The organism is Streptomyces sp. NBC_00122, from assembly GCF_045160845.1.
Lineage (GTDB): Bacteria > Actinomycetota > Actinomycetes > Streptomycetales > Streptomycetaceae > Streptomyces.
In genome coordinates, this window is sequence record NZ_CP108191.1 from 4078277 (window position 1) to 4099722 (window position 21446).

Consider the following 21446-nt stretch of genomic DNA (forward strand, 5'->3'; position numbering starts at 1 on the left):
CGACAGGGGCCCCGCGGCCGTTCCCGGCCGCGGGGCCCCTGTTCGCCGTACGGCCGCTGCTACTCGGCGGCGAGGGCGGCCTCGGCGTCGAGCGTGACGGCCACGGCCTGGATCACCGAGGCGATTTTGAAGGCCTCCTGGACCGTCTCCCGGTCGACACCGGCCTTGCGCAGGACCTGCTCGTGCGAGTCCAGGCACTGGCCGCAGCCGTTGATCGCGGAGACCGCGAGCGACCACAGCTCGAAGTCGACCTTCTCCACGCCCGGGTTGCCGATGACGTTCATCCGCAGGCCGGCGCGCAGGGTGCCGTACTCCGGGTCGGACAGCAGGTGCCGGGTGCGGTAGAAGACGTTGTTCATCGCCATGACCGCGGCGGCGGACTTGGCGGCGGTGTACGCCTCCGGCGACAGGGCCGCCTTCGCCTCCGGCTCCAGCTCACGCAGGACGCGCGGGGAGCGGGCGGCGATCGCGCAGGACAGGACGGTGCCCCACAGCTGCTGCCGCGAGAGGGTGTCCTGGTTGCCGATGACCGAGCCGAGGTTCAGCTTCAGGTCCTTGGCGAAGTCCGGTATGGCGGCCTTCAGGGAGTCGAGGGACATCCGTCACTCACCGGCCAGCAGCGCACCGGCGTCGATGGTGCTGTCGCCCTTGTTCCAGTTGCAGGGGCACAGCTCGTCGGTCTGCAGGGCGTCGAGGACCCGCAGGACCTCCTTGGGGTTACGGCCCACGGAACCGGCGGTCACCATGGAGAACTGGATCTCGTTGTTCGGGTCCACGATGAAGACGGCGCGCATCGGGAGGCCGTCCTGGCCAAGGATGCCGAGGTCGGTGGAGAGCTCGCGCTTGATGTCGGACATCATCGGGAAGGGCAGGTCACGCAGGTCGGCGTGGTCCTTGCGCCAGGCGTGGTGGACGTACTCGGAGTCGAGCGAGAAGCCGAGGATCTGGGCGTCGCGGTCGGCGAACTCCTCGTTCAGCTTGCCGAAGGCGGCGATCTCCGTCGGGCACACGAAAGTGAAGTCGAGAGGCCAGGCGAAGACGACCTTCCACTTGCCCTCGTACGTCTTGTGGTCGATCTGCGCGAACTCGGATCCGGCTTCGAGCGAGACACAAGCGGTCAGGTCGTACGTGGGGAACTGGTCGCCGACAGTGAGCACGTGCTCTCCTTGCAGATAGGAAATTGCCCCTTTTGGGGGTTTTCCGAGAGGGTTGGACGGATCTCACATGCTGGCACAGCTGCATTGATTACGGAAATAGCTAGTCTTGTTTCAGGTGATCGGAGGTACCTATCAGTGGCTGTGGGTAATAGGGGAGCGAAGCAACCGACCCTCGCTCAGTTGCGGGCCTTCGCGGCCGTCGCCGAGCATCTGCACTTCCGGGACGCCGCCGCGGCCATCGGCATGAGCCAGCCCGCGCTGTCCGGAGCCGTGTCCGCACTGGAGGAGGCGCTCGGCGTGCAGCTGCTGGAGCGCACCACCCGCAAGGTGCTGCTGTCCCCGGCCGGGGAGCGGATAGCGGCGCGGGCGCGGGTGGTGCTCGACGCCATGGGCGGGCTGCTGGAGGAGGCCGAGGCGGTACGGGCCCCCTTCACCGGGACGCTGCGGCTCGGGGTGATCCCCACGGTGGCGCCGTACCTGCTGCCGACCGTGCTCGGGCTGTTCCACCGGCGCTATCCGCGGATGGACCTCCAGGTGCACGAGGAACAGACGGCCTCGCTGCTGGAGGGGCTGGCCGGCGGGCGGCTGGACCTGCTGCTGCTCGCGGTGCCGCTCGGTGTCCCCGGGGTCACCGAACTGCCCGTCTTCGACGAGGACTTCGTCCTGCTGGCGCCGCGGGAGCATCCGCTGGCCGGGCGCAAGGACATCCCGCGCGAGGAACTGCGCGGCCTCCAGCTGCTGTTGCTCGACGAGGGGCACTGCCTGCGCGACCAGGCCCTGGACATCTGCCGCGAGGCCGGGCGCACCGACGGGGCGGACGTCACCACGACCGCCGCCGGGCTGTCCACCCTCGTACAGCTGGTCGCCGGGGGCCTGGGCGTCACGCTGTTGCCGCGTACCGCGCTGCGGCTGGAGACCGCCCGCAACGAGTACCTGGCCACCGGGTACTTCGCCGAACCCGCGCCGTCCCGGCGGATCGCGCTGGCCATGCGTACGGGGACGGCCCGGCAGGAGGAGTTCCGGGCGATCGCCGGCGCACTGCGCGAAGCCGTACGCCCGCTCCCGGTGTGGCTCACCGACTAGCGGACGGGGCCGTGGGGAACGGGCGTACGGGGGCTACTCCGTGCGCAGGCCGTCCGGGCGCATCAGGCGCAGCAGCGGCGGCAGGCTGAGCAGGGTCACCAGGGCGACCACACCCGCGCCGATGCCGGTCATCGCCGCGACCGACATCCAGTCGACCCGTACCGGGACCGCGGCCATCCGCATCAGTACGGTGCCCAGCCCGACCCTGGTGTAGTTGTAGAGCCCGCTGCTCATCTTCGGCAGTCGGCGATGGTGATGTTCCCGCCGCCCGGCACCCCCGCGACGTACGCGGACACCGGATCGCTCAACCCGAGCTCGCCGTCCTGGGCGAGCAGGGTGATCAGCGCCGCCGTCATGGTCTTCGTGTCGGAGGCGATCCGGAAGCGGTCGCCGCTGTCCGGCGGCTCGGCCGTGCCCCGTTGCGTCGTGCCGGTGATCGCGCGGAAGGTCCCCTGCGGGGTGCGGAGCAGGACCACGGCTCCGGGCACCATGAGCTTCTTCGCCGCACGGTCCACGGCGGCCTGGAAGGCGGGATCGATCGACTTCAGGGCCGACGGCCGCGATCAGGAAGGCCTCATACGGCCATTCCGGGCAGAACGGCCCCGTTCGACAGGTCCGGGCGCACCTGGGCGGGCCCGCGGGCGGCGCGCACCGGCGCACACACCCGACAGGGGTTCGCCGGTCGGCCGGGAAGGCCGGTCAGGAGTCGGGCGAGGTGCGGGGGCGGCCGCGTGGCGGGATCGGGGCGGCCCCGCCCGGCAGGCGGCCCGTCTCGGACAGGGCCCGCCGCAGCAGGAACTCGATCTGCGCGTTCGCGCTGCGCAGCTCCTCGCCCGCCCAGCGGGCCAGCGCGTCGTACACCTGCGGGTCGAGCCGCAGCAGCACCTGTTTGCGCGGCTGCCGGCCCGCCCGGCCACCTTCCTCGGGGGAGGTCACTGGTAAAGGGTGCCCGTGTTGAGCACCGGCTGCGCGGCGCGGTCCCCGCAGAGGACCACCATCAGGTTCGAGACCATGGCGGCCTTGCGCTCCGGGTCCAGATCCACGATCTCCTCCTCCTGCAGGCGGGTCAGGGCCAGTTCGACCATGCCGACCGCGCCCTCCACTATCTGCTTGCGGGCCGCCACGACCGCGCCCGCCTGCTGGCGCTGGAGCATCGCGGAGGCGATCTCCGGAGCGTACGCGAGATGCGTGAAGCGGGACTCGATGATGTGCACGCCGGCCGCCTCGACCCGCGCGTGCAGTTCGACGGCCAGCTTCTCGGTGATCTCCTCGGCGTTCCCCCGGAGCGAGAGGCCGCCCTCCTCGTGCGCGTCGTACGGGTACTCGATCGCGATGTGCCGGACCGCCGCCTCGGTCTGGGTCTCGACGAACTCCGTGAAGTCCTCGACCTCGAAGGTGGCCCGCGCCGTGTCCTCGACCCGCCACACCACGACCGCCGCCAGCTCGATGGGGTTGCCGTAGGCGTCGTTGACCTTCAGGACGGCCGTCTCGTGGTTGCGTACCCGGGTGGAGATCTTCTCCCGCGAGGTCAGCGGGTTGACCCAACGCAGTCCGTCCGCGCGGATGGTCCCCCGGTAGCGGCCGAACAGCTGCACCACCCGGGCCTCGCCCGGCGCGATCGTGTTGAGCCCGCTCATCGCGATGAGGGAGGCGATGACCAGCAGGACGCCGGCGGCTATCAGCGAGGCCTTGGCGGCGACGGCCGTCAGCACCGCGCCGGTCGCGATCAGGCCCGCCCCCGCCGCGACGCCGGCCAGACCGAGCAGCAGCGCCAGGCCGCCGCCCACGCTGCGCGCGGTGAACTCCCGTACCCCGGCGGGTGCACCCTCAGCGGTCGTCGTATTGCTCATGATCTGTCCCCGTTCCTGTGGTCGCGGCCGGTCCAGCCGCCTAGCAAAGTGATATCACTTTTACTCTCGGATCGCACGGGACGGCAACCCTTCGGCCTTGATGTGCGTCGGTTCCAGTGGTGTGGGTGCTGATTCTCACGTCCGAATTGACCGGTATTGGCCATGGTTGGTCAACCTTTGTCACAGCCTGCGGTGTTAGTTTTCTGAGCTGACGTCGGGGGGATATCGAGCGGAGCGGGAGCGATGGGCCGAGCAGAGGCGCGTAAGGCACAGCAGCAGCGCGGTGCGCGACGTGCACCGGGCGGACGCGCGAAGGGCACCACGGACAAGGGGAGCGGCGGCAAACGCTCCGGCATACGTCGCTTCTTCACCTGGAAGAAGATCCTCGGGACGTTCCTCGGGCTGATCCTGCTCCTGATGGCCACCGCGATCATCCTGTACTTCTCGGTGGACGAACCCACCGACCCGAACGAGAGCGCCACGCTCCAGAGCAACACCTACCGGTACTCCGACGGCTCGATCATGGCCCGTACTGGTGCGATGAACCGCGAGATCCTGCCGATCGACAAGATCCCGGAGGACGTCCGCACCGCGTTCATCGCCATCGAGAACAAGTCCTTCTACGAGGACCGCGGCATCGACGTGATGGGCGTGGCCCGAGGCCTGTTCAACACGGTCAGGGGCAAGGGCACGGCCGGCGGTTCGACGATCACTCAGCAGTACGTCAAGAACTACTACCTGACGCAGGACCAGTCGCCGACGCGCAAGATCCGGGAGCTCATCATCTCCCTCAAGGTCGACCAGCGGATGAAGAAGCCGGAGATCCTCGCCGGCTACCTGAACACCAACTTCTACGGCCGCAACGCGTACGGCATCCAGGCCGCGGCCCAGGCCTACTACGGTGTCGACGCCGAGAAGCTGACGCTGGAGCAGGGCGCCTACCTCGCCGCCGTCATCCAGGCACCGAGCCAGTACGACTGGGCGACCGCCGGCCCGAACGGCAAGCGGCTGGTCATGATCCGCTTCAACGCCGTGCTCGACAACATGGTCGAGATGGGCAAGCTGGACGAGGCCAAGCGCAAGACCATGGCGTTCCAGGAGCCCATCAAGCCCAAGCCCCGTCCCGGCATGGACGGCCAGAAGGGCTACCTGGTCCAGGCCGCCAACGACGAGATGGACAAGCAGGGCATCAAGGACGACCAGATCCTGGCCGGCGGCTGGAACGTCACGCTCAACGTCGACAAGACGAAGCAGGCGGCGCTGGAGAAGGCGGTCCAGGACGAGCTGGAGTCCAAGCTCGACCGCAAGGACACCAAGGGCAAGCCCCAGGACCAGAGCGTCCAGGCCGGCGCGACCTCCGTGGACCCGAAGACCGGCGCGATCGTCGCGATGTACGGCGGCCAGGGCCTGGAGGAGAAGTCCGAGAGCAACGCGCTGCGCACCGACTACCAGCCGGGCTCGACCTTCAAGCCGATCGTGCTCGCCTCCGCCCTGGAGAACAACGCCACCACCCAGGACGGCAAGCCGATCACCCCGAACACCCTCTACGACGGCACGAGCAAGCGCCAGGTCGTCGGCAGCAAGATCCCGTTCAACCCGCAGAACCAGGACAACCGGAACTTCGGCGACCCGATGATCACGGTCCAGGGCGCGACCGACTTCTCGGTGAACTCCGTCTACGCGCAGATGATCGTGGACGTCAAGCCGCCCGCCGTGAAGAAGACGGCACTGGAACTCGGCATGAAGACCCGCGACGGCTGGCCCGAGGACAAGCCGGCCATGGCGCTGGGCACCATGAGCGCGAACACCGTGGAGATGGCGGGCGTCTACGCCACCCTCGACAACCACGGCAAGAAGGTCACGCCCACCATCATCAAGAAGGCAGAGCACAAGGACCGCGAGTTCAAGCCCGAGCCCGCCGTCGGCAGCCAGGCCATCAGCCGCAAGACCGCCGACACCGTCACCAAGGTGCTCACGGGAGTGGTCAACGACGAGGGCGGCTCCGGCAACAAGGTCCGCAGCAGCGCATACGAGGCGGCCGGCAAGACCGGCACCACCGAGTCCAACGTGGCGGGCTGGTTCACCGGCTACACCCCGGAACTGGTCACCGTCGTCGCGATGTTCGGCGAGGACCCCACCACCCACAACCAGGTCACCCTGACCGGCACCGCCGGCCTGGGGCGTGCGGGTGGTTCCAGCTTCCCGGCCTCGATCTGGAAGGCGTACACCCTCGCCGTGCTCAAGGACGAGGACACCGACAAGTTCGACCTGAAGGAGGCGGAGATGGGCGCCCCGCAGGCGCCGTCCCGCACCGCCTCCCCGTCGCCCTCCGCGAGCCAGTCCTCCAGCGCTCCGGCCGCCACCAGCAGCGCGCCGCAGTCCCCGGACCCGTCGAAGAGCACCACCAAGTCGCCGGACCCGAGCAACACCCCGACGAAGTCCGTCAGCCCGACGGCGACCCCGACGGCGACGGCGACCAAGACCGGCGTCCCGAAGCCGCCGGACCCGCTGTTCCCGCAGTCGGACCAGTGACGCACTGACGGACCGACGGACTGACCCACGGTCAGACGGACACCGCCGCCCCGCAACGTTCGCGTTGCGGGGCGGCGGTCTGTCGTGGGCGGACGGATCGCCCCGGTCAACGCCGGTCATGCGCCCCCGGCAACGCGAGTTCGAACCAGACCACCTTGCCGCTGCTCAGCCGGGTAGCACCCCAGCGGCGGGCCATCCGGTTGACCAGGAACAGCCCGCGGCCGCCCTCGTCCGTGTCCCGGGCCCGGCGCTGCCGGGGCAGCTGCGGGGAGTCGTCGCCGACCTCGCAGCGCAGTACGTCCGTACGCAGCAGGCGCAGGGTCACCGGCCGCTCCGCGTACCGGACGGCATTGGTGACCACCTCGCTGACCAGCAGCTCCAGGGAGTCCTGGAGTTCCTCCAGGCCCCACCGGGTCAGCGCGCGGCGGGCGAACCGGCGGGCCCGCCCCGGAGCGGTCTCCTCCGGGTCCAGGAACCAGTACGCGACGTCACTGGGCGCGATCCCGTCGAAGCGGGCCGCGAGCAGCGCGATGTCGTCGTCCCGGTCGCCCGGGCCGAGCATGTCCAGGACGTCGTCGCACAGGGCCTCCAGCGGCGGCGGGTGGTCCAGGCCGGTCAGCTGCGCGGTGTTCGCCAGGCGCTCGCGGAGCTGCTCGATGCCGGTCCACACGTCCCGCAGGCGCGACTCCACCAAGCCGTCGGTGTACAGCAGCAGGGTGGCTCCGGCGGGCGCGTCCAGCTCGACGGCCTCGAAGTCCACGCCGCCGACGCCGATCGGGGCGCCGGGGGGCACGCGGAGCACCTCGGCCCGGCCGCCCAGGTGCAGCAGCACCGGCGGCGGGTGGCCGGCGTTGGCGATGGTGATCCGGTGCGCGACGGGGTCGTAGACCGCGTACAGGCAGGTGGCCATGCGGTCGGAACCCAGGCGCTGCGCCTGCTCGTCCAGGTGGTGCAGGACCTCGGCGGGCGGCAGGTCCAGCTGGGCGAGGGTCTGCGCGGTGGTGCGCAGCTGGCCCATGATCGCGGCGGAGGTCATGGAGTGCCCCATGACGTCGCCGACGACGAGCGCGACACGGCTGCCGGGCAGCGGTATGGCGTCGTACCAGTCGCCGCCGACCCGAGCCGTCTCGGCGGCGGGCAGGTAGCGCGAGGCGAGGCGGACCCCGGTGGGCTGCGGCAGGCCGTCGGGCAGCATGGTGCGTTGGAGTTCGTCGGCGATGTACGCCTCGCGGCCGTACAGGACCGCCTTGTCGATGCCGAGCGCGGTGTGGGTGGCCAGCTGGGCGGCGACCAGGAGGTCGTTCTGTTCGAAGGCGGGCCGCTCGGGGCTGCGCAGGAACACGGCGGCGCCGATCACCCGTCGGCGGCCACGCAGCGGCGCGAGGACGGCCCGGTTGCCGCGCGGCAGCGGGTGGTCCACGCCCAGCAGCTCCGGCAGCGCGGCCCTGGCGGCGGCGGAGGACCCGAAGACGGGCCGTACACCGCGCAGTACCTCGGCGAGCGCACCGCCGGGCCGGATCTCGCACAGCTCGGCCGCGGGCAGGTCACCCTGCGGGCCGACCAGCGGCAGCTGGCTGAAGTCGAGCTCGCCGGAGGCCCCCGCGGCCCCGGCGAGGTCCATGCCCGCGCCGATGGTGCCGCTCAGCGCGGCGTCGGTGAGATCGTCGATCGGCCGGAGCCGGTCGGTGCGGCGGAGCCTTAAAACGACCGGGCCGACGGGGCGTTCGTCGCCGACCGGGAGCGGATCGCGCAGGTAGACGAGGATCGCGTCCGAGAAGGTGGGCACGGTGGCGCGGCACAGGCCGAGCACGATCTCGTCGAGGTCGATGCCGCGGGCGATCCGCCGGGTCGCGGCGCCGACGAAGCGCAGCCGGTCGCCCTCGCGGCGCGCCGGCTCGACTCCGGCCGGGTACGCGGCCCCCTGCCCGGGGATGTCCGGTACGCCGCGCGCGGCCCCGGTCGGGTCCGTGCCCGAGCCGACGGCCTCGCCGCCGCGCGGGGACCCGGCCCCGGCACCACGAGGCCCGCGGACCGGGCCGGCGGCCTCCTGGGCCCCGCCCGGACCCGCCGCGTTACGGGCGGCCTCGCCGTCCCGCGGACGGGCGCTGCCCTGGCCCTCGCCGGGGCCCGTGGCGGCGGTCGGCAGGTCGGCCGAGGCGGCTGCGGCGGCCGTGGCGGCGGCCTTTCCGCGGGGCCGGGGGAGCCCGGCGGCCCCGCCCGCGCCCGCCGCGGAGCGGGCCGCGCGCGCGTCGGAAGCCGCGGCGGCCGGTCCGCCCGGTTCCGCGGCGGAGCCGGCACCGGTGCCCGGCGCATGCGTGCGTACGGCCTCGGCGGCGGCGATGGGCGCCTTGCCGTGGCCGGCCTCGTCCGTACCTCCGCCGGAGGCGACGGGCTGCGGGCCCTCCTGAGAGGTGGGGTACTCCGTCACGCGTGGAATTCCGTCCGTTTGCGCTCGATGTGCGCTGCACTCAACTCGGTCAGTCGCGGTATACCCGCTCAGCGGCCGGGGCACCATCACTCCGGATTCCGCGTCCCCCTCGTTACCTCTGGCCCTGCGTCGACCTCCGGTCAAGTTCCGTGTACGGCACGACACTTGCAGGTGCACGGTACGACCGCACCGCCTGGCGAGTGCGACCTTCCGGAGGACGATCCTACGTTTGAACCCCGGGGGCGCATCAAGGGTCTCATGAGGTCATATGCGCCGGGGTGGCATCCCAGTCCTCCGGCAGGACCGGAACCGACCAGGCCGGATCCGGCCGCCAGTCCTGCCAGCCGCCGGAGAACGGGGTCCCCCACTCCTCGATCACCCGGACCGCCGCCCGCCCGGACTCCCGGACCCGTCGCGCCTGCTCACGGCCCATCAGGCCGGACCGCTGCGCCTGGGCGAACTCGTCCTCGTCCAGCAACTTCCAGCTGCGGTCGGGGTGGACGGCGATGTCGAGGAAGTGGTCCTCGGAGTCGACCCCGCGCGACCACCGCGACAGGGGCTCCTCCAGGTTCACGTACCAGTTCTTGAACCGCCAGCCGTGCCCCCAGAACAGCCACACCGACCACGGGTCGCCGGGCCTGGCCAGCTTCAGCACCCCGGCGCCGAACCAGCGCGACCGTACGGTGGTCCGCGGCGCGGTGTAGCGGGTGGCGAGCGGCTCCTCGTTGACGGGCGTGCCGTCGGCGAGGACCGGCTTGACGCACTCGGTGCCGGGGGCCATCCAGACGGCGAGCAGCTCCTCGGTGTCCTGGACGACGGTCACCGGGCGGCAGATGTGCACCTGGCCCTTCAGCCCCGGGGCGTGGTCGCGGTAGCGCCACAGGATCTGCTCCCCGGGCGCCCAGCGCGTGCCCTCGGCGCCGCGCCGCGCCGCGCCGTTCCCGGGCCGGAAGGTACCTGTCATGCGCAGATCTTAGGGCTGGGGCCCGCGCCCCCGCTGCGTTGCAGGTCACCTGGGGGTCCCCCCGGCCGAGCCAGGGGGAGGGTCGGGGCACGGGAACCGACCGGATCCGGCCCCCGGCCCGGGGCCGGATCCCGGGCCGCTCAGGGGTGGGTCATGCGCAGGACGTCCAGGGCCTCGTCCAGCTGCTCCAGCGTCAGGGCGCCCCGGTCGACGTAGCCGGACTCCAGGACCACCTCCCTGATCGTCTTCCGTTCGGCGAGCGCCTTCTTGGCGACCTTGGCGGCCTCCTCGTAGCCGATGTACCGGTTGAGCGGGGTGACGACGGAGGGCGAGGACTCGGCGTACTCCCTGGCCCGGGCGGTGTTGGCGGTGATCCCGTCGACGGTGCGGTCGGCCAGCAGGCGGCTCGCGCTCGCGAGCAGCCGGATCGATTCCAGGAGGTTCCGGGCCATCACCGGGAGCATCACGTTGAGTTCGAAGTTGCCGGCCGCGCCCGCCACCGCGACGGTCGTGTCGTTCCCCATCACCTGTGCGGCGACCATCAGTACGGCCTCCGGGACGACCGGATTGACCTTTCCCGGCATGATCGAGGACCCGGGCTGGAGGTCAGGGAGATTGATTTCGGCCAATCCGGCGCGCGGCCCGGAGCCCATCCAGCGCAGATCGTTGGAAATCTTGGTGAGTGAGACGGCGACCGTACGGAGCATGCCCGAGGTCTCCACCAGGGCGTCCCGCGCCCCCTGGGCCTCGAAGTGGTTGCGGGCTTCGGTGAGCGGCAGCTGCGTGTCCGCGGCGACCTCGGCGATCACGGCGGCGGAGAACCCGGGCGGGGTGTTGATCCCGGTGCCCACCGCGGTGCCGCCCAGCGGCAGTTCGGCGAGGCGGGGCAGGGCCGCGCGCAGCCGCTCGACGCCGTAGCCGATCTGGGCCGCGTACCCGCCGAACTCCTGGCCCAGGGTGACCGGGGTGGCGTCCATCAGGTGCGTCCGCCCGGCCTTGACCACCTGGGCGAACTCGGCGGACTTGCGCTCCATCGCGGCGGCGAGGTGCTCCAGGGCCGGGATCAGGTCGCGGGTGACGGCGGCGGTGGCGGCGATGTGGATGGAGGACGGGAAGACGTCGTTGGAGCTCTGCGACGCGTTGACGTGGTCGTTGGGGTGGACGTCACGGCTCAGCCGCTCGGTGGCCAGGGTGGCGATCACCTCGTTGGTGTTCATGTTGGACGAGGTGCCGGACCCGGTCTGGAAGACGTCGACGGGGAAGTGGTCGTCCCAGCGGCCGTCCGCGACCTCGGCGGCGGCGGACCGGATCGCGTCGGCGATGTCCTGGTCCACGACGCCGAGGCGGGCGTTGACCACGGCCGCCGCCGCCTTGACGCGGGCGAGCGCCTCGATGTGGGCGCGCTCCAGCCGCTGCCCGGAGATGGGGAAGTTCTCCACGGCGCGCTGCGTCTGGGCGCGCCATTTGGCGTGCGCGGGCACCCGTACGTCACCCATGGAGTCGTGCTCGGTCCGGAACGCTTCGGCCTGCTGATCGTCTGTCATGTTCGTGGCCTCCTCAAAAAGTTGAGCAATTGTCTTGTTCGAAGTGTTCCCAAGTCCCCTACCGGCCAGTAAATACCGTGGGTAACACCGGCATTCGGGGAGGCGTTCATGGCACGTGCACACACGAAATCCAGGTTCAGATGTACCTTCGCCGCCGTCGCGGCGGTCGCGGCCGCCCTCGGGGGCGTCACCGCCATCACCCCCATGGCCCAGGCTGCGACCCCCGCGGGCGGCTCGGGAGCCACTTCGGCGGGGGCCGCGACCCCCCTGTCGCCCGAGCTGGAGGCGATCCGTGCCGCGGAGGCCGTCAAGATCTACGGCGACGCGGCCGTCCGGCCGCTGAACGAGCGCAAGACCGGCCTGATCTCACTGGGCGACAGCGAGATTTCCGGCGAGGGCGTCGGCAACTACGACCCCGCGACCAACACGTCGTCCAACCAGTGCCACCGATCGCCGGACTCGGCGATCCACCGCACCGGCATCCCGGCGGACCTCACCTTCAACGTCGCCTGCTCCGGCGGGTACACCGGCAACATCAGGATCGGCGGCAGCAAGCAGTACGCCGACGAACTGGTGCAGAGCGACAACCTCGCCGTCAAGGCCCGCAACACGAAGATCAAGATGGTGCTGCTGGTCGCCGGAGCCAACGACGACCTCCAGTTCGGCCCGGTCATGACCGACTGCGTCACCCGCTGGGTGCTCAGCCAGGGCACCTGCGAGCCCAAGTACGGTCCCGGCTGGCAGGCGCGCGTCGACGGCCTGAAGCCCAAGGTGGAGGCGACGGTCGCCGACCTGAAGACGGTCATGCGCGACGCCGGATACGCCGACTCGGACTACAAGCTCGTCGTGATGGGCTACCCCAGCCCCATCGGCCCCGACTTCTACGACAATCCGAACTTCCCCGGCAAGCTCCCCGGGGGCTGCGCCGGCTACGACTCCGACGCCACCTGGGGCCGCAACTACGCGGTGCCCACCTTCGAGAAGGGCATGCGTGCCGCCGCCCTCGCCTCGGGCGCGACCTACCTGGACAACTCGCGGCTCTTCCACGGCCACGAGGTGTGCATGGAGGACACCTGGGCCCGCGGGCTCTACCTCGACCTCGGGGACCACTTCCCGTGGGACGAGAACACCGCCCGCCAGTCCTTCCACCCCAACTACAGGGGCCACGGCGCGTTCGCGTCCTGCCTGACCCAGCTCTACAACTCGGGCCTGCGCGAGGCATCCTGCGCCGACCCCGCGAGCACGGGCACCCCGGTGCTCCAGGCCGGAGGCTGGGACTCCCTCTACGCACCCCTGAAGAACGAGGCGACCGGCAACTGCCTCGACGCGAAGGGCGGCTCCAGCGCGAACGAGACGGCCGTCCTGGGCTGGGACTGCCACGGCGGCCGCAACCAGGACTGGTGGTACGACTCCGCGAAGAAGTCCGTCCACGTCGGCCTCACCCACGACCGCTGCCTCGACGCCCCCGGCGCCAACTACGGCGCCGGTACCGGCCTGATCCTGTGGAACTGCCACGGCGGAGCGAACCAGCAGTTCCTCCGCGACGGCGCCACCATCCGCCCCGCGGCCGCCCCGGGCATGTGCCTGACGGTCGCCGCCGCCCACGACGCGCTGCGCCTGCAGACCTGCAACGGTTCGGCGAACCAGCGCTTCGCGTCGTAACCGCCCCGCTCGACCGATAACCCCCCACACCCGGCCGGCGTACCCCGGCCGGGTGTTTCCCACTGCTGTGGCAGGCTTGCGCGATGATCATTGCCGCCATATCCGTACTGCTGGCCCTGCCCGCCGTGGCGTACCTCCTCGTCAAAGCCTTCCACCTGGCGGTGACGCGAAGACCTGGCATGAGCCGGACGGCCTCCGGCCAGTGGAGCGAGGGCGTGTGGGTGTGCCTGAGCCTCGCGGTCATCGCCTTCGCCCTGGGCACCTACAGCGGCTTGTCCTCGCGCCCCGTCCGCCCCTGCGTCGACGCGCTCACCGCGCAGCACGGGCCGCAGAGCTACCGGACCCCGGACGCGGACATCAAGGTCGACCGGTGGTACTTCCCGGTGTCCACGAAGTGCACCTTCTCCGGCGGCGTCCGTGTGCAGGTCGTCCCGATCTGGGTCAATCCGCTGCTCATCGGGTCGCTGGCCGGTGCTGGCGTCTGCGCGCGGAAGGCCAAACGGTCCCGCCGGCCGGTCAGCGCGACTCCAGGAGCTTTCGGACCTCCGCCGGCCGGTTGGTGATGATCGTGTCCACGCCGAGCCGCACGCACAGCTCCACGTCCTCGGGCTCGTCCACGGTCCACACGCGCACCCGCAGCCCCTTGGCCTTCAGCCGCCCCACCAGCCCCGGATCCCGCCTCACGAGGTCGATTCCCGGCCCCGCGTGAGTCGCGAACGGAGGACGCACCGGCCTGACCGCCCGCTCGATCAGGTAGACGGTCGGCAGCCCGGGCGCGAGGCGGTGCATCCTCGTCAACGCGTTCCGGGAGAAGCTCATCACCTCGACGCGCCCCGACGCCCCGTCCGCGAGCCCGTACTCGCGCAGCATCCGCGCGAGTTCGACCTCCAGCCGGCCGCCGGCCCGCGTCGGATGCTTGGTCTCGACGGCGAGCCCCACCGGCCGCTCCGCCGCCAGCGCCTCGCGCAGCAGGTCCTCGAAGAGCAGCACCCGCGCCCCGGCGTGCTCCTCGCCCTTCCACCGCCCGAAGTCGAGCGCGGCGAGCTCCGCGTACGTCATCTCGGAGACCACCCCCCGCCCGTCGGAGGTCCGCTCCACCCGCCGGTCGTGCACGCAGACCAGCTTGTGGTCGGCGGTGAGCCGTACGTCGCATTCGAGCGCGTCGGCTCCGTCGGCGATGGCCTGCCGGTAGGCGGCCATGGTGTGCTCGGGGTGCTCGTGGGAGGCCCCACGGTGGGCGACCACGCGGATGTCGAGGGTGGTGGGGAGGGGGGAGGTCGTCGCTGCCATGGGGGAATCCTTGCAAACAGGGGTGAACGAGCAGGCGCGGGGCCGTGTCCCCGACGTTAACCGGATGCGGTTCCCCGTTCGGGAGGGCAGGGTGACGCCATGCCGGAGCCGACGACAGCGACCCTGTACTGCGAGCCCTGCCCGCTCTGCGTCTTCCATGCCTGGCAGCGGATCGTCGACGGGCGGTTGCTCTGGGAGGCGGAGTGGAAGTGCGACGCCTGTGGGTTCGGGGCACCCGACGTGGGCCCCCCGCAGCACTGGTGGGGGCGGGCCCCCGAGGACGTCCGCGCGGCCGTCGTCGCCGCCGAGGGCACGGTCCTGCTCCGCGTGGACGGCTCCGGCGGCGCCGCCCTGAAGGTCTTGCGCGACTCACTCGGCATGACGGTTCCGGAGGTCCTGGCCGCCGTCCGCGAGGGCTACCGGGCCACCCCCGTGGAGGCCCGGTACCTGACGGAACGGCTGCGCGCCGCCGGGTTCTCCGCCCGGGTGGAGTAGGTCGGGCCCGGGCGAGCAGCCCGCTACGGCTTCGGGACGGGGGACAGCGGGGCCGGGGTGACCTTGAAGCCGCCCTTCGTGACCTCCGTGAAGGGGGCCGGGGCCATGCAGGTGCCCACCGTTCCCTGCGTCGCCGTGCCGTCCGGCTTCACGTCGAGGTTGGCGACGCCCCAGGAGAAGCCGACACGGTCCGGCTCGCCGTGCTGGCCGTCCTGGACGCTGATGCCGATCCGCTTGCCGTCCCAGCCGACGTTCGAGGTCTTGACCACGGCGGTCAGGGTGGCGGTCTTGCCGCCCGTGACCAGGCAGTCCACCTCCGCCTCGGCGGTGCCGGTGAAGCCGGACTCCTTGAAGTGGTGGGAGATGGTCACCCGGCCGCGCGCATCGGTCGGCAGGCCCTTCTCCGGGCCCGGGGCCGGGAACGGCCTGGTCCACGGGGCCGACTCGGCGTCGACCGTGAAGCGGATGTCGTCGTTGGCGGCGTAGGGGTAGAAGATCGTGCCGCCCCCGTGCACCGAGGCGAGCTTCGACGCGGCCGGTGCGGCCGGTGCGGCCGGTTCGGCCGGCGCCGCCGGGGCGGGGCCCGCCGCGACCAGGGTGGCCACAAGGGCGGCGGCGGTTCCGGCGAGGACGAGGGCGCGCTTGCGGTTCTTCATGGTGAACTCCCGTGTTCCAACGGCTGTTTGGTTACGGGTAAAGCCTCGCCCGCAGCCCGCCCGTGATCCATCTGCCGATGGGCGGAGATGCGTGAGGGCCTCTCCCCCGAATGGGGGAGGGGCCCTCAGGTCCTCGCGCTAAAGACCCGGACCGCGCACCGGGATGTGCGTGAACGTCGGCTCCGGGGCCGGGCTCTGGAAGAAGTCGTTCGGCTTGTTCCGTTCACGGGATAAGGGGTTGTTCGGGGAGTCGAGCCACGCCCGTTCGCCGTCGCTGTCTGCCGTCAGGCCGAACCGATCGAATCCGGGTCGCCCTTGCTCTTCCCACCAGCGGTAGGCGGCTTCTGTCTCGTCCCACAGCCTGCGGGGACCGGACTGGACGACCTCGTACTCCTGCCGCTCCGGCTCATAGTCGGCCGAGGCCCACGACTTCCTGTCGGTGCTGTACGTCCACAGCGTGTAGGCGCCACCGTCGTAGTGCTCTGCCGTCCAGAACGCCCCGGGCATGCGGAGCCCGATCACGAACTGTTCCAACCATCCGCCGACCTCGGCAGGCGAGAGCGCCGTCGTGCTCCTGTCGCCGTCTGCGGGCCATTCCTGGCCCTTGAGGTACACGTCATGCGGGGGCTTGTTCTGGCGCTGCTGTCGCAGGCGCATGAAGGCGCTGGAGCGGGTGAAGTGGCCGCTCGCCGTGCCGTCGTCGTTCACGGTCAGGCGGGCGATGGCTTCGCCCCCGTACCCCGTAGCCCAGGGGGCGACGATCACCCCGCCGACGACGGTCTGCTCGATCCATGCGGGGGGAACCTCGCCGATCGAGCACGTCGCAATGACGCGGTCGTACGGCGCACTTCCCGCGTAGCCCAGCCGGCCGTCTCCCACGATCACCAGGGGGGAGAGGCCAGCGGCCCGAAGGTTTCTGCCCGCCCCCTTGGCTACTTCGGGGTCGAACTCGATGGAGACCACGTTCGCGGGCCCGAGCCGGTGCGAGAGGAGACCTGCGTTCCAGCCCGTACCCGTACCGATCTCAAGGACCCGATGCCCATCCCTGACATCGAGATCGGCCAGCATCGAGAACACCATGTGTGGTTGGGAACTGGAACTGCTCGGGGTCGTGCCGAGGCCGTCACCCGCATGGTTGCCGTCGTCCCACTGCGTCGTGAGGGGGATGTCGGAGAACACCGCGCGGAACCAGGCATCGGGGTCCGCGGTGCGGTCCACCAAAGGGTTCTGTCGGGTGCCGTCAGGGATGCCCGGCCACATGCGGTCGGGCACGAACAGGTGCCGGGGGACTGCCTTGTACGTCGGCAGCCAATCGGAGTGCAGAGCGCCCGACTGGAGGAGCGCGGAGGCGAGCCCCTGGGGGCCCGCCTCTTCTGTGCGCGCGGTCATCCGACCTACTTCTTCGCGGGGCCGGAGCCGTCGGAGGAGTTTCCGCCGCTCGTCTCCGAGCCGCCGCCTCCGTGCCCGCGGCCGCTGCTGCCGTCGTCCTGTTGACTGCCGCCCTGGCCGCTGCCGGTACCTCCGCCGTGCTTTCCGCTCACTGGTTCCTCCTTGGTAGTCGGTTTGACGAACGTGCACCCGCCCCGTGAGGAGCGGGTCTGTGCTGGACTCTGCGCCGTCAGGCGCGTGCTCCTCGGGCGACCATCAGCGCCACGGTGAGGGTCCACGCGACCGCCCCGAGGGTGACCAGGCCGGCACGAAAGCGTGAGGGATGCGCAGAGCCGTCCTTCACTCGTCCACCCGCAGGACGAGTGCCACGTCCGTGAACTTCCGGGCGAATGTGTCGTGCCCGGTCAGTCCGGTGTGGGCCATGCACTGACGGTCGACGTCGGCCACATCGGAACTCTCGGACGACTGCCAGCAGCATTCGCGCTGCTGGCAGGACCCAGCTACGTTCACTTGGCCTTCGGGGTGCCTGATGATCCGGTGCTGCGCGTACCGGAGAACGCGTCTCACCGGCGGGCCCCCTCGGGCACGCAGCTGGTGTGCCAGTAGGCAACGGCGGGATTCCCGTCCGACCGTCCGAGCATCCCCCGTCGGGCAGGCCGATCGAGCCGGATGGGCCTCTTGCATGCGGGGCACGTCTCACGTTTCTCCGTGTAGGTCACGTACTCCCACGCCTGTTCCGCCGTCTGCCCGGTGCCCGCCATGGCGTCCTCCCGATCGCTCCCGAAGTCGATGGAACGAACCTAGGGAGCCGCTGGAATGAGACTCCACAAACTTGCATGACCTTGCACGCCAATTCGTATGGCTGGTAGCGCTATTGACGCCGTATCTGCTGTTTGGAGAGGCTCTGCAAGCCCGAGCAAGCACCTAGACCAGGGAGCCAGCCATGGCCGTACAGTTCGTCGGCATCGACCCGAACACGGACCGGGACCACTGCCCCACCGTGTGGGCGGACGCGGAAGCTCAGGAGATCTTGTTGCAGGGATGGAAGCCGAGCGTCGAGACTCAGGCGGAGTGCGAGGCGAACAGCCCCGCGAACGGGCCGGTCCCCGACAGCGAAGCCATCGTGAGGATTCCGGCCCGGATGATCCCGATGATCAGGGAGGCGTGTGATGCCGTCGAGCGTGCCCAGCTTCGCTGAGCTGCTTGGCCAGTGCGAGCGATCTGCTGTCCACCTGGAGCTGCGCGACTCCTACGCCCCGACTGATCGGTTCGAGGCGTGGAAGCGCGGTGAGCGGATCAACTGGGAGGACCGCGAGTCCTGGTGGCATCCCTACGATCAGTTGATCAAGGAGACTGTGGCCCGTGGCGTAACTGTCCGCCGAGCCCGGGTGGTCTCCGAGCCGGTATCGGATTACATCCGCTGGGAGCACTACGTCACCCACGCCAACGTCACGGCGGGTGAGGCAGTCCGGTGGCTGCCACGCCGCCGGGCAACGAGCATCCCCGTGCCGGGAAATGACTTCTGGCTGTTCGACGGCGCTCTCCTCCGTGTGCACCACTTCTCCGGCGACGGAGCAGTGGTCGAGGACGAGATCACGTCCGACCCGGAGACCGTAAAGCTGTGCTCCGCTGCCTTCGAAGCAGTCTGGGAGCGAGCGATTCCGCACCACCAGTACGAGATCTGACGAAAGCCAGCTCCATGCCCCCGCACCCGTCCTCAAGCGTGCAGAAGGCCCGCGAAGACCTCGCCGGCCGTCTGCGCGAGATCCGAAGGGATGCGGGCATCAGCGGGCGGGAGCTGGCCGTCAGGTGCGGCTGGTCAGAGTCGAAGTCGTCCCGGATCGAGAACGCCAAGACACCACCCTCGGACGCAGACATCAGGGCGTGGTGCCGAGCCTGCTCCGCCGACTGTCAGGTCCCCGACCTGATAGCGGCAAACAGGCAATCAGCCGATGCGCACGTTCAGTGGAGACGACTTCAGCGGAGCGGTCTCCGCCGCCTGCAAGAGTCTACGGGGGACCTGTACCAGCAGACCAAGGTGTTTCGGGTCTACGTCTCGGACGTGATCCCCGGATTCCTCCAGACACCTGGATACGCCGGTGCTCTGCTGTCGTCCATCGCGGGCTTCCGGGGGACCCCAGACGATGTGAGTGACGCCGTGGCGGCCCGCATACAACGAAACGCGGTGCTGAACAATGGCGCCCGACGGTTCTCCTTCGTGTTGGAGGAAGCCGTACTGCGGTACCGGATGTGCAGTCCGGAAACCATGGCAGCCCAACTTGGTCACCTGCTCGGGGTGATGGATCTCCAGAACGTCGCCGTGGGCGTCATCCCGTTCTCGGCGCAACGGACCGTATGGCCCATGCCAACCTTCACGATCTTCGATGACACCAGGGTGCACGCGGACACGCTGGACGCCGCTTCCACGCTCACTCAGCCGAGTCAGGTCGAGCTGTACGCCCGGGCCTTCGACCGGCTCTCACAAGGGGCTGTGCGGGGCGCTGCGGCACGTTCCCTCGTAGCGGGTGCGTTGGCAGCCCTGGACTGAGAGCGGTCGCATCCAGCCGGACGTGCGACCACAGATCAAGCAGAGAGCCCCCGGCGGATGCCAGGGGCTCTCAACGGATGTTGCTACCGGGATCAGCCGAGGCCCGGACCCCGGACGGGGATGCTGGTGAACGTCGGCTGCTCGGGTTCACGCGAAGTGAAGAAGTCGTTGCCCTTGTCGTCGACCACGATGAAGGCCGGGAAGTCCTCGACCTCGATCTTCCAGACGGCCTCCATGCCGAGCTCCTCGTACTCCAGGACCTCGACCTTCTTGATGCAGTCCTGGGCCAGCCGGGCCGCCGGGCCGCCGATCGAGCCCAGGTAGAAGCCGCCGTGCGTGCCGCACGCGTCCGTCACCTGCTGCGAGCGGTTGCCCTTGGCCAGCATGACCTTCGAGCCGCCCGCCGCCTGGAACTGCTCGACGTAGCTGTCCATGCGGCCGGCCGTGGTCGGGCCGAAGGAGCCCGAGGCGTAGCCCTCGGGGGTCTTCGCGGGGCCCGCGTAGTAGACCGGGTGGTCCTTCAGGTACTGCGGCATCTCCGCGCCCGAGTCCAGCAGCTCCTTGATCTTGGCGTGCGCGATGTCGCGCGCCACGACCAGCGGGCCGGTCAGCGACAGGCGGGTCTTGACCGGGTGCTTGGTCAGGGTCGCCAGGATGTCGTCCATCGGCTGGTTCAGGTCGACGGAGACCACGTCCGAGGACTCGTCCAGGTGGGAGTCCGTGGTGTCGGGCAGGAAGCGCGCCGGGTCCGTCTCCAGCTGCTCCAGGAAGACGCCCTCGGCGGTGATCTTCGCGGTGGCCTGGCGGTCCGCCGAGCAGGACACGGCGATCGCGACCGGCAGGGACGCGCCGTGGCGCGGCAGGCGCACGACGCGGACGTCGTGGCAGAAGTACTTGCCACCGAACTGCGCGCCGATGCCGATCTTCTGGGTCAGCTCGAAGACCTGCTGCTCCAGGGCCTCGTCACGGAAGCCGTGGCCCAGCGGGGAACCCTCGCGCGGCAGCTCGTCCAGGTAGTGCGCGGAGGCGTACTTCGCGGTCTTCAGCGCGTGCTCGGCCGAGGTGCCGCCGACCACGATCGCCAGGTGGTACGGCGGGCAGGCCGCCGTGCCGAGCGAACGGATCTTCTCCTCCAGGAACTTCATCATGGAGGCCTCGTTGAGGACCGCCTTGGTCTCCTGGTAGAGGAAGGACTTGTTCGCCGAGCCGCCGCCCTTGGCCATGAAGAGGAACTTGTACGCGCCGCCGTCGGTCGCGTACAGCTCGATCTGCGCGGGCAGGTTCGAGCCGGTGTTCTTCTCCTCCCACATGGTGATCGGCGCCATCTGCGAGTAGCGCAGGTTCAGGCGCGTGTAGGCGTCGTAGATGCCGCGCGAGAGGGCCGCCTCGTCGCCGCCCTCGGTCAGGACGTTCTGGCCGCGCTTGCCCATCACGATCGCCGTGCCCGTGTCCTGGCACATCGGCAGGACGCCGGCCGCGGCGATGTTCGCGTTCTTGAGGAGGTCGAGCGCGACGAACTTGTCGTTCGACGAGGCCTCGGGGTCGTCGATGATGCGGCGCAGCTGCGCGAGGTGCGCGGGGCGCAGGAAGTGCTGGATGTCGTGGATGGCCTCTTCGGCGAGCTTGCGCAGCGCCTCCGGCTCGACCTTGAGGAACGTACGGCCGTCCGCCTCGAAGGTGGACACGCCCTCGGCGGTCACCAGCCGGTAGGGGGTGGTGTCCTCGCCCAGGGGCAGCAGGTCGGTGTACGCGAACTCCGGCATTGGGGCCATTCCTCACTCGGCAGACAGCACTGACGACCAATTGGCAGCGCGGTTCACCAGCGTAGAACCTCCCGCCGTGCCCGTG

The 21446-nt window shown here is 70.3% G+C and carries 22 protein-coding genes; 8 read left to right on the top strand and 14 right to left on the bottom strand.

Going from position 1 to position 21446, the window contains the following annotated elements; all coding sequences use genetic code 11:
• Positions 1-59 precede the first annotated feature (59 nt).
• Both OG737_RS19515 and OG737_RS19520 read right to left on the bottom strand, forming a co-directional pair.
• Positions 60-599 carry an alkyl hydroperoxide reductase gene (locus OG737_RS19515; protein WP_405678737.1) on the bottom strand — a complete coding sequence of 180 codons (540 nt, stop codon included), beginning with the start codon at positions 597-599 and terminating at the stop codon, positions 60-62.
• Between the two features lie 3 nt (positions 600-602).
• Positions 603-1157 (bottom strand): peroxiredoxin, encoded by a 555-nt coding sequence (locus tag OG737_RS19520; RefSeq protein ID WP_328927409.1) that lies wholly within the window; start codon positions 1155-1157, stop codon positions 603-605.
• 135 nt (positions 1158-1292) lie between these two features.
• On the opposite strand from OG737_RS19520, the gene OG737_RS19525 reads away from it, so the two are divergent.
• A complete protein-coding gene (locus tag OG737_RS19525; protein ID WP_328927410.1) occupies positions 1293-2240 on the top strand; it encodes a hydrogen peroxide-inducible genes activator in 948 nt (315 codons plus the stop codon).
• Positions 2241-2273: 33 nt separating this feature from the next.
• Here OG737_RS19525 and OG737_RS19530 read toward each other — a convergent pair whose 3' ends face one another.
• From OG737_RS19530 to OG737_RS19545, 4 genes are all read right to left on the bottom strand, one after another.
• Positions 2274-2474, bottom strand: a complete 201-nt coding sequence (locus tag OG737_RS19530) for a hypothetical protein (protein WP_328930568.1) — start codon at positions 2472-2474, stop codon at positions 2274-2276.
• Positions 2471-2755: a serine hydrolase gene (locus tag OG737_RS19535; RefSeq protein ID WP_405678735.1), complete on the bottom strand. Its 285-nt coding sequence runs from the start codon at positions 2753-2755 to the stop codon at positions 2471-2473. Before OG737_RS19535 ends, OG737_RS19530 begins: the two co-directional genes overlap by 4 nt.
• A 184-nt stretch (positions 2756-2939) precedes the next feature.
• Positions 2940-3176, bottom strand: a complete 237-nt coding sequence (locus OG737_RS19540; RefSeq protein ID WP_328927412.1) for a hypothetical protein — start codon at positions 3174-3176, stop codon at positions 2940-2942.
• Positions 3173-4090: an SPFH domain-containing protein gene (locus OG737_RS19545; protein WP_405921803.1), complete on the bottom strand. Its 918-nt coding sequence runs from the start codon at positions 4088-4090 to the stop codon at positions 3173-3175. Before OG737_RS19545 ends, OG737_RS19540 begins: the two co-directional genes overlap by 4 nt.
• 243 nt (positions 4091-4333) lie before the next feature.
• On the opposite strand from OG737_RS19545, the gene OG737_RS19550 reads away from it, so the two are divergent.
• Entirely contained in the window at positions 4334-6622 is a 2289-nt protein-coding gene (locus OG737_RS19550; protein ID WP_405921804.1) for a transglycosylase domain-containing protein, read from the top strand.
• Positions 6623-6728: 106 nt separating this feature from the next.
• On the opposite strand, the gene OG737_RS19555 is transcribed toward OG737_RS19550, so the two are convergent.
• From OG737_RS19555 to OG737_RS19565, 3 genes are all read right to left on the bottom strand, one after another.
• Positions 6729-9050, bottom strand: a complete 2322-nt coding sequence (locus tag OG737_RS19555) for a SpoIIE family protein phosphatase (protein ID WP_328927415.1) — start codon at positions 9048-9050, stop codon at positions 6729-6731.
• Between the two features lie 256 nt (positions 9051-9306).
• Entirely contained in the window at positions 9307-10014 is a 708-nt protein-coding gene (locus tag OG737_RS19560; RefSeq protein ID WP_328927416.1) for a DUF402 domain-containing protein, read from the bottom strand.
• 140 nt (positions 10015-10154) lie between these two features.
• Entirely contained in the window at positions 10155-11558 is a 1404-nt protein-coding gene (locus tag OG737_RS19565) for a class II fumarate hydratase (RefSeq protein ID WP_405921805.1), read from the bottom strand.
• A gap of 108 nt (positions 11559-11666) precedes the next feature.
• Between OG737_RS19565 and OG737_RS19570 the strand changes: the two genes are divergently transcribed.
• Entirely contained in the window at positions 11667-13220 is a 1554-nt protein-coding gene (locus OG737_RS19570) for a ricin-type beta-trefoil lectin domain protein (protein WP_405921806.1), read from the top strand.
• Positions 13221-13303: 83 nt separating this feature from the next.
• The gene (locus OG737_RS19575) at positions 13304-13783 is read left to right on the top strand and encodes a hypothetical protein (protein WP_405678725.1); all 480 of its coding nucleotides are present in this window, start codon (positions 13304-13306) and stop codon (positions 13781-13783) included.
• Here the strand turns inward: OG737_RS19575 and OG737_RS19580 are convergent.
• The gene (locus OG737_RS19580; RefSeq protein ID WP_405921807.1) at positions 13737-14510 is read right to left on the bottom strand and encodes a glycerophosphodiester phosphodiesterase; all 774 of its coding nucleotides are present in this window, start codon (positions 14508-14510) and stop codon (positions 13737-13739) included. The genes OG737_RS19575 and OG737_RS19580 overlap by 47 nt on opposite strands.
• 99 nt (positions 14511-14609) lie before the next feature.
• Here OG737_RS19580 and OG737_RS19585 point away from each other — a divergent pair, with 99 nt between their 5' ends.
• Positions 14610-15005 (top strand): hypothetical protein, encoded by a 396-nt coding sequence (locus tag OG737_RS19585; protein WP_328927421.1) that lies wholly within the window; start codon positions 14610-14612, stop codon positions 15003-15005.
• A gap of 23 nt (positions 15006-15028) precedes the next feature.
• Here OG737_RS19585 and OG737_RS19590 read toward each other — a convergent pair whose 3' ends face one another.
• The 3 genes from OG737_RS19590 to OG737_RS19600 all read right to left on the bottom strand — a co-directional run bounded on the left by OG737_RS19590 (position 15029) and on the right by OG737_RS19600 (position 17202).
• Positions 15029-15661, bottom strand: coding sequence for a hypothetical protein (locus OG737_RS19590; RefSeq protein WP_405921808.1), 633 nt, complete (start codon positions 15659-15661; stop codon positions 15029-15031).
• Positions 15662-15799: 138 nt separating this feature from the next.
• Complete coding sequence (locus OG737_RS19595) at positions 15800-16879, bottom strand: methyltransferase domain-containing protein (protein WP_405921809.1); 1080 nt, start codon at positions 16877-16879, stop codon at positions 15800-15802.
• A 176-nt stretch (positions 16880-17055) separates the two neighbouring features.
• Positions 17056-17202: a hypothetical protein gene (locus tag OG737_RS19600; protein WP_366079675.1), complete on the bottom strand. Its 147-nt coding sequence runs from the start codon at positions 17200-17202 to the stop codon at positions 17056-17058.
• A gap of 791 nt (positions 17203-17993) precedes the next feature.
• Between OG737_RS19600 and OG737_RS19605 the strand changes: the two genes are divergently transcribed.
• Genes OG737_RS19605 through OG737_RS19615 form a run of 3 tightly spaced genes read left to right on the top strand, consistent with a single transcriptional unit; the run spans position 17994 to position 19598 of the window.
• Positions 17994-18248 (top strand): hypothetical protein, encoded by a 255-nt coding sequence (locus OG737_RS19605; RefSeq protein ID WP_405921810.1) that lies wholly within the window; start codon positions 17994-17996, stop codon positions 18246-18248.
• The gene (locus OG737_RS19610) at positions 18220-18735 is read left to right on the top strand and encodes a DUF6879 family protein (RefSeq protein WP_405921811.1); all 516 of its coding nucleotides are present in this window, start codon (positions 18220-18222) and stop codon (positions 18733-18735) included. Before OG737_RS19605 ends, OG737_RS19610 begins: the two co-directional genes overlap by 29 nt.
• A 14-nt stretch (positions 18736-18749) precedes the next feature.
• Positions 18750-19598 carry a helix-turn-helix domain-containing protein gene (locus OG737_RS19615; protein WP_405921812.1) on the top strand — a complete coding sequence of 283 codons (849 nt, stop codon included), beginning with the start codon at positions 18750-18752 and terminating at the stop codon, positions 19596-19598.
• 92 nt (positions 19599-19690) lie between these two features.
• Here OG737_RS19615 and OG737_RS19620 read toward each other — a convergent pair whose 3' ends face one another.
• The gene (locus OG737_RS19620; RefSeq protein ID WP_328927428.1) at positions 19691-21370 is read right to left on the bottom strand and encodes a fumarate hydratase; all 1680 of its coding nucleotides are present in this window, start codon (positions 21368-21370) and stop codon (positions 19691-19693) included.
• Between the last annotated feature and the right edge of the window lie 76 nt (positions 21371-21446).